Here is an 11500-nt window from a genome sequence, read left to right as displayed (position 1 = left end):
TATAGTGTAAAAAAAGAGCCTCCATGAAGAAGCTCCACCTACGAAAAGATTTTAATTAAATTTTAATTTTATAACCCTTTGTTTCCGTTCCACTGTTTAAATTAATGCTTTTATTATTTCAATTTCATCTCTGATAGGGATACCATCATTCCCTATCAAAGGGATCCCTGGTTTCAACTTTCTTGCTTTATCAACTGCATTATTTATAATCCGGGATAGAACAAAACCTCGCTTTTGATAAAACTTTAAAGCTAACAAGTTATCGTTTGTTGTTACAAGTTTCAGGAGTTTACATTGTTTCTTAATAGCAAGATTTTCTACTTCTTGTACTAGTAATGTGCCTATTCCTTTACCTTCTTCAATACTATCTAATGATATAATTTCACACTCGTTATGTTTGATTATGTAAGTTATTAAGCCAATGATTTTGCCTTCATTTAAAATTGTAAAACCATTTAATTCACTACAATTATAAACGCCACTTGAAACAACCATTTCTGGACTACCCCAGTGGAATTTGAAGAATTCAATTATTTTATTTTTCTGTAGTTCCTCGACTGCATAGACTTTCATTACTTACCACCCCGTGAGTTTTTTACAAATAGGCTCTTTTTATTGTTCTAAATACTCTTCAAAATACCGTTCTAATTTAGGCGCATCATCAAGAAAAGAATAAGTGATTTGCATACCACCTTTAATATCGGTTCTTGTTACATAAATAGAATCCCTACTTACAAATAGTATCTTAATTTTATATCCCGATTTTAGTGCAATATTGATTTCTGCTTTAATATTAGAATTTTGAGAAGTCCTGTCAACCCTAGATTGTTCTTCTATCTTGTTTGGGGGATAATCATTAAACCAACTAATTATTTCGTTTAATTCTTCGTTTTGAATTATTTCTTCACTTTTATTTGCTTCCCACATTCTAGCAATTTGGACTTGATCTCTTTCAATAGGTTGATGTAGTAATAAACTATCCATAAATGCTTTGTCTTCTTTATATTGATGCCACCATAAAAATCCTAAAATGAGAGCAATGGCTACTAAATTTATTTTCTTCACTTATTTCTCCCTCCTAAGTTCTATGAAGGCTTCTTTATATGATAAGAAATCAATGAATCCCTATTTTCTACTTTTATATGTTAATGTTCTTTATTTTGCACTACTAAAAATTCTTCTAAATTTGGAGATTGATTATATTTTATTGCAGCTTGCTTATCCTTTTTAATAATGGCTTTTGATAACTCAATATCATTTATGCTCGCAATGGCCACTGCGTAATGTATAACATCAACTAACTCTTTTTCTAGAGAAGTATCGCCTGAATCTTCCTTCCGACCTTCTAACTGGTTTAATACCTCTGCTACCTCACCAATTTCTTCTACTAGTTTCATAAACAAAGCAGATGAAGTGCGCCCTTCTTTGTATTTTATTGCCAGGTAGCTCTGTAACTCATGGAATGTTAATTGCTTCATATGAATCCTCACTTTTACTATTATTTTTCTTAATCAACTATTCCACAAAAAGTAGCATATTTCCTTTCCTTATTTTAATCCTGCATCTTCTTAAAATCAGTCTCCTTATACGGTCGAATAAAAGGCTTCTTGTTAACTTCTAAAACTTTTTCCATATAAATTACCTTCCTTTTGAATCAAAGAGATTATTTAACTAATTCAAAATGATTTTCTATCGCCTTCGTTATCTCAAAAGGGCCGGACTCCTTATTCGAAGGTACAACCAATTTAATATTATGATTAGGATAAACAGATGAACGAAAACTCACTCCTGGATCATACCCCATCACATGATATTTATAGATGTCAGTGTTTCTTTTGTTCATCCACACTCCATAGCCATAGTTAATTTCTCCCTTAACGTTTACATGAGGTTGCAAAAGCACATTGGTAACCTCCCTACTTAACAATCTATGATTCAATAACTCTTCCCAAAGTTTTATCATATCTGAAGCAGTGATGAATGCTCCTCCGTCAGCTCCACCTTTAATTGGGATTGAGTACATATTCGTTCTCCAGCTCCCACTTTCTTTATCATCTATATATCCCAAGGCAGTGTCCTCAGGAAGTCGATCTAAAGAAAAATAGCCCGAATCGTTCATACCGCATTGTTTAAATACTTCTGTTTCAATGTAATCAGTAAAAGGAAGTCCTGTTTGTTGTTCAATAACTAATCCTAATACGATATATCCAGCATTATTATAATGAAACCTTTCACCTGGTTGGAACTTCATGTGGTTCATTTGGAAAAGAGGTAAAAAATCTTTCAGAGTTTTAACTTGATAGACTGGCTTTACCTTCCAAAGATCTTCAAAGTCATCCATCACTTCTTCATCAAAGTAATCCGGTATTCCCGATGTATGTGTTAAAAGGTGATGTATGGTTATGTTCTCATCAAAATTAGGAAATTCTATATTCAAACACTGCTTTAATGGCGTCCCGAAAGTGACTAACCCTTTCTCAACTAATTGACAAATGCCTATAGCTGTAAACAACTTACAACCAGAAGCGATTCCAAATCGTGTATTGATTTTATTTGATCGTTTTTCAACTCTGTTAGCATAACCATAAGCTCCTGAATAAACAACCTCATCCCTTTGTTTCATATAAACTACGCCAGAGAACTTAACATCTTCACTAACATCTTCTATAGTTTTGTTTAACTCCTCATTTGCTATAAACATAATAGCCCCACTTTCCACTAATTTACTTCTGTACTAATTAAACATTAAGTGAAAAAAGGGATTATATAAATAGAAAAAATAGTTATTAATCATAATTGACACAAAAAAACACACTGACAATCAATAAAGATTTCCAGTATGTCAGCATCTACTTCCTGGAGTACACGATCTTCTTTATGGTATCTGGAGAAAGAAAATAATCATCTGCCAATTGAGTAATTGTCATGCCACGATTAAAGCCATTTTGAATATCAGCATTCCTTTGGTCTATTCTATTTCTTCCACCAGAACTCTTACCCCATTCTTCGTAATTGTTTTTTTCTTTAGGAATATAGATTGTCTGTCCCTGCACGTATTTTTGTAGTTCTTTGATAAGCTCATCAGGTAATACACTTTTTGCTTTTATATAGCTCATTTCTGTTAGCCCCTTATTTATTTTTTTATAAGGTGCAAAGTCAAACATACCAGAAATGATGCCTCTCAGCGATATTAACGGCTACCCCATGCAAAGCATCGCCCTGATTTATCAGACTCTGCATGAGGTATTACTGATTTTGCAAACGAAATAACTTTTCTCATTTTCTTCCCCCCTAGAATTTAAAATGAATATATCAAATAGATCGGATAAAAGCTATTAATTAATTGAGCTCTCACTTTCCTCTTGTCCACTATGTAATCCACTTGAAATTATTCAGTTGCATATAACATTAGTAATTGCTAGTGAACTTTTTGTCCATCCTTATATCGTCCAGCTATCTTTAACGATCGCTGTTAACTTCCACATTCCATTTTTATCTTGTTCAAAGACAAGGTTAATACTTCCCCAGGTCCATTCCCCCATTCTCTTCTGTTCCTGACCTATAAAACTCAACTACATGAGAATTTGGAAAAGCTTCTTTAATATTATTTTTTGTGTTACCACGTTGTTTTATTTCATTCACTAGTATTTCATCAGGATCTTCAAACGATTGGTTATAAACAAAACGATCGAAATATTCCCTTGGGGTAAGTTCAATCGGCTTTCCGCTACCGTCAGCTTCCTCCCAAACCATTACTTTTCCTATTTCTAATAAATTTTTAACTTCGTTTGGTTGAAAGACTAAAGCATCGTAGTTACGCACCCGTTTTATGGAGGAAGTTCACAAATGTTTAGTTAGTTAAAACTAGCGTTTCTTTTTTCCCATTCCATTTTAGTTCTATTGAAATTTCATTACCTTTAAGGGCTATATTGCAATCAGAACACCTTGTTAATATATCTAAAGAATTAGCTTCAAGGTGCTTAGTGCCTTTTAAATCTAAATCGTTTCTCTCAGAAATTATTTTATAGGATACTGGCACTGAAACTTCTTTATTATCTTTTGGTCTTATAACAAATTCTCTTACTCTCTCTTTATTTTCTTCAGAACCAGAATAACGACCTATCCAATTTTCAGACTCTCCACTTAGTGATTTATTTCCGCACGCAACTAGAAACAATGACAAAATGAATAATAATAAAATTACTTTCTTATTAGGAATTATCATTATTTCACCTCTTTTTTTACTCAATTTTCCTGCCATTTAGTTTAAAATCATTTCACCATAATCTAATTCAAATTTTAACACAAATATCCAAACACCTTATTCAACATTCTGACCTATACAAATATAAAAGCACATTTCTTTTACAGAAATGCGCCCACATACGAAAAACTTAAAATGAGATATTTTATCCTAATTTACAAAACTATTTTAGCTTTAGCTCATGAAAAATCCTTGTAAAGAGACATATAACAGTAATAAAAAAACAACTATACTAATCAAACCATGTTCTTTATGTCTCTTTTTTAACTCATCTAATCCAATTACTAACATCAATATACCAAATAAAAATAGTATATATGGATTTAGTTCCAATTTATCAGTAATCAATGCATACACTGAGATAAAAGTTACTAATACAGCCAAAACACTTCTTGAGGTTTTCAGCATATGAACTAACTCCCCCTTATTGTTGAAAAGTTAAATAACCCAAATAATAATTCGTGTTATAAACAAATATTGGCAATGCGCATCCAACACTAATGCACCCTTCAAGTAAGCTATCAGTAAAAAACACGCATACCCCCATCCTATTTTAGGTGGGGGTTGAGTTTATTGGTCAACAATTAACTAGCTATAAAAGCGTTCAAAGAGTTCACATATCTATTTAACAGTTCTTCCTTATTTTTTGCAGGGAGCTTATAATAAGGCTCTTCTGATGGGAAAGTTAGGTTGCTGAGGAGAATGCCTCCTATTTGATTGGCTAGGAGATTCGTGTCAGGTTTATCTTCAAATGTTGCAAAGTGTATATCCAATCCTTTTTTAAGTCCGTTATGAATAATAACTGGAAAATTAACCTCTTCAGCTAAATGGCCCATAAAACTTTCGGCTAGCAGTGTTTTGGCAAGCTTTTTATTTTTTGATAGTGCCGTAAGTCGATCATCAAGTATGCGTGTTAAGAAATCCTCTGTCTTCGGTTCCTCTGCATACTTCATGACTTTTGTTTGGAATTCATTCTCGAGTGCTTTTTTCACCACGGTCTCAAATAGGTTCTGCTTCGTGGAAAATTTGCGGTAAAGCGTTACCTCAGCAACATCTGCTTCCTTTGCGATTTCCTGAGTTGTGGTCTGGAGAAACCCTTTTTTGATAAACACTTTGATTGCCGCATTTAAAATCTGGTCTGTTTTATCTCTCATTTCTGTTTCACCCCAATACAGTATCCGATCCTCTTTCCTCGCCACCCTTTATCTGCACAAATCGGTCAAAAAGCATTAATATTGCAGGCAGGACGATAATCGTGCTGATTAGAGCGAAGGAAATGTTCACTAATGTCATCATACCAAAATTGCTTAGGATTACGAAGTCAGAAACAAGCAATGCACTGAAACCACCGATTGTTGTAAAGGCTGAAGCAAAGATCGCCTTGCCAATCTTTTGGTTGGCTATCATGATCGCTTCTCGCCTCTCTGTGCCTTTTCGACGTTCCTCATAAAAACGTTCCATAATTAAGATAGTGAATTCCGTTCCTATACCAATAATAAGAGCACCTAGGGTTGCCGTGAGCGGTGTATAGTTGATGTCAAACAAGTACATGATTCCTCCTGACCAACCGACAATGAACAAAATCGGCAGTAAAGGAATAAATGCCTTAACCGGATGCCTGTAAATCAACAGCAACACCATGAAGACAAGGCCCATCCCGAGCAGTGTCATTTTATATCGACCTGTTGTCAGTGCAGTAACCATTTCCACATCCAGTACCGATTTTCCGGTTACTATCGCATCGATGCCCTCCGGCGTGTCTTTTGAAATATATGCTTTCATTCCTGCAATAAAATCTTGCATTTCTTCTGCCTCAAGATGCTCGATGCCGACATTCAAGACAGCGCTGTCTCTCTCTTCATTAACAAAAAGCTTCAACTGTTCTTCCGGCATATCTGAAAGAATGTCGGCTGTTTCTTCCTGATCTGGCATTTCACCTTTGTTTGCTTGTTTCAACAGAGCTGACAATGAATTTGTATCCACAACAACAGAAGGGAATTCTTGGGGAAGAGAAGCAGTTAATTCCTCCGTCCATTCAAGTGTCTCCTCATCAAGTACATTGTCTGTACTATACATAATGGAAACCTGGTCGGTGGTCCCTAGGATATCCCGCAGCTTGTGAATATCCTCTAGTTCCTGAGTATCCTGAGGCATAAAGGTTTCCACATCGGTTTCCACTCCTGTATTCAAATCTCCCCAAATGCCGGCAGTTGCTGTGACAATAGCTATAAAAAGGATCAGCCATTTTAGCTTTATGATCAAATTGGTGAGTGTGCCAAACACCCTCTCCACTTTTGAATGTTCAAGTTTTGCCTTTCCATTCTTTTTTATTGATTTTATAAAAAAATGATCACGGGTAAATAAGATTGGAATTAGGATAAACAATCCGACGATGAAACTGACTACCATACCAATGGTTAACATTTTCCCGAAATCTTGTATCATTGGGACCGGTGACGTATACAGAGCTAAGAACCCCACTGCTGTAGCCATAAGAGCTGTTAGTATGGCGGGTACCATCTTTGTTACGGTCTTTTTGGCGCTTCTAGTACTCCTGTTTTCCATCATTTATTGTTCCTCCCCTGTCATTTCTTCAGTAAATCTGCTTTGGAATTGAATGGCATAGTCAATCCCTAAGCCAATCAAAATTGGAAACACCGCCATCGAAACCATCGTGATCGGTACACTGAGCCATCCCATCAAGCCTACGGTTCCAATTACTGCAATCATGATTATCACAAGCGGCAGTATGCGCCACCTCACCCGGAATACAACTGCAAGTACGAGAATCATAAACAAGATGGAAAGACCCATCATTTTTTGCATGCTTTTTTTCATCTCCGTTCGGATTGCATCATCCAAGACAGGTTTACCTGACACCATTGTGCTTATTCCTTCCATCGAATTCTCTTCCATATAATCCTTCACGAAGGAAACGAGTTCACTTTTATTGGCATCCGTTGCGTTACCAGTAAACTTGATCATGAATGTCATGTAGCGACCGTCAATGATTATATCGTCAAACATACTACGCAACGATCCGTCATCTTCATAAATCATCTGGTCAAGTGTTTCTTGTTTTTTCGGGATGCCAGGCAACATGCTGTCAGAGTAATTAATCATTTCCATGAGATTTTCACTCATGGAATCTAGGTTTTCTCCCATCTCTGCAAGCCCGTCTGCGAGTTCTTTCAGATCCTTTTGTTTCTGTGCCTGCCGTTCGCCCATATTGTTCAACTGGCTCTGTTGTCCTCTCAGTCCTTTTTCCAACCCCTGCAGGCCATCGATTGTTTTTCTGGATACATTAGGAAGCTGGGCACTTTGCTTGGATGCGCTAATCATCTGATCAGCCATTCTCCCAAGTTTCAAACCAACCTGTTTCAATTCTACTGCCTGTTTCTGCTGCGCGGGTCTTTCTGCAACGGATTTATTCATTTGTTCGGCGGATTGCTGAAGTTTCATCGCAACACCCTTGAGTTGAACCCCCATACTGGAATAGCCGTTTACTAATTCACCCGTACCCTGCTCAAGTTTTTTCTGTCCTTCGACCATTTTACCGATGCCCTTTTCCATTTCAGAAATTTTCGATTCAAAATCGGGTAAGCTTGACTGGCTTGAAGCATTCTCTTCGATATTTATACTGATTTCTTTAAGTTTTTCTCCCATTTCGTTGAGCCCATCAGCCATTTCCGTCAGGCCTTCTTTATATTTCTCCGCTTTTTTTTCGGATATATTTTGAACAGCCGTATGGGGGCCGACGATTGAATAGATGCCATCTTGTGACCTCAACTGGCTTTCGAGATCTTTCATTTGCTTCAACGTGTTAGGTTTCAGCAAATCGGATTCATTTTCAGCTTCATAAATCACAATTACCGATTCTCCGCCAAACTCCTGTTCCAATTTAAGGTTATTTTGATAGACCTTAGTATCTTCCTCGATAAGTGTGTTGTTCCCTGTTGCCATTTCCACCTGCTGTGCTCCGGCGGCAAATAATAAAATGGCGACTATTGTAAACGTTATAACTTTAATTGGATTTTTTACGATCTTATTTGCAATATTTTTCAGTATCCACATTTGTTATCCCCCTTGTTTTCACCAGTAACTTAAACTTTTATTTAAGTTAGTACTAACTAACATTTAATCAATGAATGTTAGTGGTAACTTACATAAAATATATCCTTTTCCTTTTCTTTTGTCAAACTTATATCTCAAATATCAAAATAAAAGAGAGCGGAATCCCTCAAATTCGCTCTCTTTTCGTCTCATTAATTTTGTTCATAAATTTCCTATTTCCATATCCTTGTTAAGCATAAGTCCCTTTGTTACTCTTACTTAATTTGACCCGATCCACGAATTATATATGTTGATGAGGTTAGCGCTGGTAATCCCATTGGTCCACGGGCGTGTAACTTTTGGGTGCTGATCCCGATTTCTGCTCCAAAGCCAAATTCTTCTCCGTCTGTAAATCGAGTGGAGGCATTATGATATAGAGCGGCAGCGTCGACTCGTTTAAAGAATGCTTCTACATTTTCCTCCGTTTCTGAAATGATAGCTTCAGAGTGCTTCGTTCCATACTGATTAATGTGTTCAGCCGCTTCTTCAACATTTTTTACGATTTTTACAGAGGCAATAAAATCAAGATACTCTGTTGCCCAATCTTCTTCTGTACCTTGTTTTAGTGATGGGACATACTCTGTAGACTTCTGATCTCCTCGAAGTTCTACATCGTTCTCCTGTAAAGCCTCAACAAATTCATTGAAGTAGGAGTCTGCCCACTTTTCATTGACAAGAAAGCTCTCTGTAGAATTACATACAGAAGGCCTTTGCGTTTTCCCGTTTACTGCAATCTCTTTAGCCATCTTTGGATCTGCCGTCTCATCAATATAAATATGGCAATTCCCAGCTCCCGTTTCTAAAACAGGCACCGATGCATTCGATACTACTGTTTGAATCAGATTAGCACTTCCTCTAGGAATGAGTACGTCTAAATAGTCATTAAGCTTAAACATCTCAGAAGCTGTTTCCCGACTTGTATCCTCTAAAAGCTGGACAACATTTGGGGAGATGTCTGTCTCCTGTAACGCACGGTGGATGACCTGAACGATCGCTTTATTTGAATGTATAGCAGATGAACTCCCTCTTAAAAGCACAGGGTTGCCTGTTTTTAAGCAAAGACTGCTCGCATCGACTGTTACATTCGGTCTTGCTTCATAAACCATACCAACTACTCCGATTGGTACTCGTACCTTCTTAATGTGCAGACCATTAGGGCGCTCCCAAGATTCAAGGACATCATCGATTGGATCATCTAAACTCACGATGTTCATCAAAGCTTGTGCCATATCTTTAATTCGTTCTTCTGTAAGCGTTAAACGATCTAGCAGTGATTCGCTAAATCCATTCTCTTTTCCTCTGTTAAGATCCTTCTGGTTTTCTTCGAGAATAAATTCGCTTTCCTCAGTTAGTCGTTGAGATATAGATTCTAAAGCAGAATTCTTTTGTTCGGTTGTCTTAATCCCTAAGTCATGAGCTGCTTCTTTCGCTTTACTCGCTTTTTCTAGTAAATCATTCATTTTCAGACATTCTCCTTTACCCAAAGATTTCGATGGATAACAACTGTGCTTTCTTGATTAGACTGGGACGTATTGTCTTTTACATTAAATAAGTCACTTGAGTTGTAATCAACTTGCCCTCGACCCAGGATATGCCCTTTTGAATTCATGACTTCGACTACATCTCCAGCACTAAATTCGCCATAAACATTTGTAACGCCAACTGACAAGAGACTTTTCCCTTTCTGTAACAAGGCTTTTGCAGCACCTTCATCAATTTCAACTTGTCCTGTAACTTTAGAGTGGAACATGATCCATTGTTTTTTATTTTTCAAAGGAGGTAAAAAGGAATTGCCAATATATGTTCCATCTCCCTTTCCTTCTAGGATGTCTGTGAGCTTTTCAGGTCCAAATCCTGATCCAATAAACGTGTTTACACCAAGAGAAAGAGCTCTTTCTGCCGCCTCAATCTTTGATTTCATACCTCCTGTACCAACATTGGAGGAAGATCCCTTGGCAACGGACTGCAACTCTTCTGTAATTTTAGGTAGGAATGTATATTTCTTTGCTGAAGGGTCCTTATGAGGATTTTTATCATACAAACCATTGATATCTGTTAAAATCATTAAGCAATCAGCGTGAATCAGTCCACTTACTAGTGCAGACAACATATCATTGTCGCCAAATGTTAACTCATCAACCGCCACTGAATCATTTTCATTGATGATAGGAAGAACATCACGTTTTAGCAATTCTGTTATCGTCTGATAAACATTTTTGTATTGTTCTTTTTGTGAGAAATTTTGACGTGTTAGCAGTAACTGTGCGATATCAATATTGTTTTTGGAAAACTCTTTGGTGTAGCCTTGCATTAAAAGGCCTTGCCCTACTGCTGCTGCAGCTTGTTTTCCAGAAATGGTTACTGGACGTGTAGGATAACCCAAATCCCCAAAGCCAGCTGCAACGGCGCCAGAAGAGATTAAAACAACTTCATTTCCTTGTTCTTTTAAATAGGAAAGTGCCTGAACATGCTCTTGTAGTTTCTTGGTAGAAAGCCCACCATTAGCATTCGTTAATGAACTACTCCCTATTTTCACGACAACTCTTTGTTTTCCCATTACATTACCTTCTTTCAATGAATCTATGTTTTAAAGTGAAAAAGACCCTTCACATCTTTTTACAGATGAGAGCGTCTAGTTCGTCTCATAGCTTTATGTAGAGCAAATTTATTTTTCCCAATTATCCACGAGAGACATTAGCTATGTCAATACTCTTTACTTCCTTGATATATTGCAGTTTATAACTCTAAAACCAGAATATAGATAACTAGAAAAAGCAGAACAAAAGCGCAAGCGCCCGTTTAGCAACGAAGGGACTGGACTGAGCCCGTAGTACGATAAAGGAAACACGATGAACCTTGGTGAATCGATGTTGACTTATCGTACGGAGGCGAGGGAAGTCCATTCGTTGCTGGGCGCTGGAGCTGGACTTGGCCCCACTCTCATTAAAGAGTTATACACAAGCTAGCAATTTTATAATTTCCCAGACAGTAAAAAAGTAGTTCAGTTTTAGAGGTGGTTTTTCCTCAAAAACTGAACTACTAATCTTAAAAGTCATGTGATTTTAGTTTTATGAACTAACACTTTTAGCTTCTACATTTTCCTCTGATTGTTCTTCTGTTTGA

Annotated in this window: 13 protein-coding genes; all 13 read right to left on the bottom strand. The window is 36.8% G+C overall.

Features of this window, described 5'->3' with window-relative positions:
• Window positions 1-96: 96 nt before the first annotated feature.
• Window positions 97-573 carry a GNAT family N-acetyltransferase gene (locus H514_RS0106465; RefSeq protein WP_027446231.1) on the bottom strand — a complete coding sequence of 159 codons (477 nt, stop codon included), beginning with the start codon at window positions 571-573 and terminating at the stop codon, window positions 97-99.
• 39 nt (window positions 574-612) lie between these two features.
• Window positions 613-1065, bottom strand: a complete 453-nt coding sequence (locus tag H514_RS0106460; protein ID WP_027446230.1) for a hypothetical protein — start codon at window positions 1063-1065, stop codon at window positions 613-615.
• A gap of 80 nt (window positions 1066-1145) precedes the next feature.
• Window positions 1146-1478 carry a MazG nucleotide pyrophosphohydrolase domain-containing protein gene (locus tag H514_RS0106455; protein ID WP_027446229.1) on the bottom strand — a complete coding sequence of 111 codons (333 nt, stop codon included), beginning with the start codon at window positions 1476-1478 and terminating at the stop codon, window positions 1146-1148.
• 185 nt (window positions 1479-1663) lie between these two features.
• Window positions 1664-2701, bottom strand: a complete 1038-nt coding sequence (locus H514_RS0106445; protein ID WP_027446228.1) for a serine hydrolase domain-containing protein — start codon at window positions 2699-2701, stop codon at window positions 1664-1666.
• 148 nt (window positions 2702-2849) lie between these two features.
• Window positions 2850-3116 carry a CD3324 family protein gene (locus tag H514_RS0106440; protein ID WP_027446227.1) on the bottom strand — a complete coding sequence of 89 codons (267 nt, stop codon included), beginning with the start codon at window positions 3114-3116 and terminating at the stop codon, window positions 2850-2852.
• Window positions 3117-3513: 397 nt separating this feature from the next.
• The gene (locus tag H514_RS23935) at window positions 3514-3753 is read right to left on the bottom strand and encodes a hypothetical protein (RefSeq protein WP_027446226.1); all 240 of its coding nucleotides are present in this window, start codon (window positions 3751-3753) and stop codon (window positions 3514-3516) included.
• Window positions 3754-3850: 97 nt separating this feature from the next.
• On the bottom strand, window positions 3851-4261 hold the full coding sequence (locus tag H514_RS0106425) for a hypothetical protein (protein WP_154657342.1): 411 nt from the start codon (window positions 4259-4261) through the stop codon (window positions 3851-3853).
• Between the two features lie 177 nt (window positions 4262-4438).
• Window positions 4439-4672 carry a DUF3953 domain-containing protein gene (locus tag H514_RS25415; protein ID WP_027446224.1) on the bottom strand — a complete coding sequence of 78 codons (234 nt, stop codon included), beginning with the start codon at window positions 4670-4672 and terminating at the stop codon, window positions 4439-4441.
• A 176-nt stretch (window positions 4673-4848) separates the two neighbouring features.
• Entirely contained in the window at window positions 4849-5418 is a 570-nt protein-coding gene (locus H514_RS0106415; RefSeq protein ID WP_027446223.1) for a TetR/AcrR family transcriptional regulator, read from the bottom strand.
• A gap of 7 nt (window positions 5419-5425) precedes the next feature.
• Window positions 5426-6832: an efflux RND transporter permease subunit gene (locus tag H514_RS0106410; RefSeq protein ID WP_027446222.1), complete on the bottom strand. Its 1407-nt coding sequence runs from the start codon at window positions 6830-6832 to the stop codon at window positions 5426-5428.
• Window positions 6833-8338: an MMPL family transporter gene (locus tag H514_RS0106405; RefSeq protein ID WP_027446221.1), complete on the bottom strand. Its 1506-nt coding sequence runs from the start codon at window positions 8336-8338 to the stop codon at window positions 6833-6835.
• Between the two features lie 254 nt (window positions 8339-8592).
• Entirely contained in the window at window positions 8593-9837 is a 1245-nt protein-coding gene (locus H514_RS0106400; protein WP_027446220.1) for a glutamate-5-semialdehyde dehydrogenase, read from the bottom strand.
• A 2-nt stretch (window positions 9838-9839) separates the two neighbouring features.
• Window positions 9840-10934: a glutamate 5-kinase gene (proB, locus tag H514_RS0106395; RefSeq protein ID WP_027446219.1), complete on the bottom strand. Its 1095-nt coding sequence runs from the start codon at window positions 10932-10934 to the stop codon at window positions 9840-9842.
• Window positions 10935-11500 lie beyond the last annotated feature (566 nt).

This window comes from Pontibacillus marinus BH030004 = DSM 16465 (genome assembly GCF_000425225.1).
Taxonomy (GTDB): domain Bacteria; phylum Bacillota; class Bacilli; order Bacillales; family BH030062; genus Pontibacillus; species Pontibacillus marinus.
Note: the sequence above shows the minus strand (reverse complement) of the source record. Positions and strands in the feature narration are given on the sequence as shown.

Coding starts and splice junctions, on each gene's coding strand:
- proB (WP_027446219.1), bottom strand. CDS start 10,934: ATGGGAAAACAAAGAGTTGTCGTGAAAATAGGGAGTAGTTCATTAACG.
- H514_RS0106405 (WP_027446221.1), bottom strand. CDS start 8,338: ATGTGGATACTGAAAAATATTGCAAATAAGATCGTAAAAAATCCAATT.
- H514_RS23935 (WP_027446226.1), bottom strand. CDS start 3,753: ATGGTTTGGGAGGAAGCTGACGGTAGCGGAAAGCCGATTGAACTTACC.
- H514_RS0106410 (WP_027446222.1), bottom strand. CDS start 6,832: ATGATGGAAAACAGGAGTACTAGAAGCGCCAAAAAGACCGTAACAAAG.
- H514_RS0106465 (WP_027446231.1), bottom strand. CDS start 573: ATGAAAGTCTATGCAGTCGAGGAACTACAGAAAAATAAAATAATTGAA.
- H514_RS0106440 (WP_027446227.1), bottom strand. CDS start 3,116: ATGAGCTATATAAAAGCAAAAAGTGTATTACCTGATGAGCTTATCAAA.
- H514_RS0106415 (WP_027446223.1), bottom strand. CDS start 5,418: ATGAGAGATAAAACAGACCAGATTTTAAATGCGGCAATCAAAGTGTTT.
- H514_RS0106445 (WP_027446228.1), bottom strand. CDS start 2,701: ATGTTTATAGCAAATGAGGAGTTAAACAAAACTATAGAAGATGTTAGT.
- H514_RS0106425 (WP_154657342.1), bottom strand. CDS start 4,261: ATGGCAGGAAAATTGAGTAAAAAAAGAGGTGAAATAATGATAATTCCT.
- H514_RS25415 (WP_027446224.1), bottom strand. CDS start 4,672: ATGCTGAAAACCTCAAGAAGTGTTTTGGCTGTATTAGTAACTTTTATC.
- H514_RS0106400 (WP_027446220.1), bottom strand. CDS start 9,837: ATGAATGATTTACTAGAAAAAGCGAGTAAAGCGAAAGAAGCAGCTCAT.
- H514_RS0106455 (WP_027446229.1), bottom strand. CDS start 1,478: ATGAAGCAATTAACATTCCATGAGTTACAGAGCTACCTGGCAATAAAA.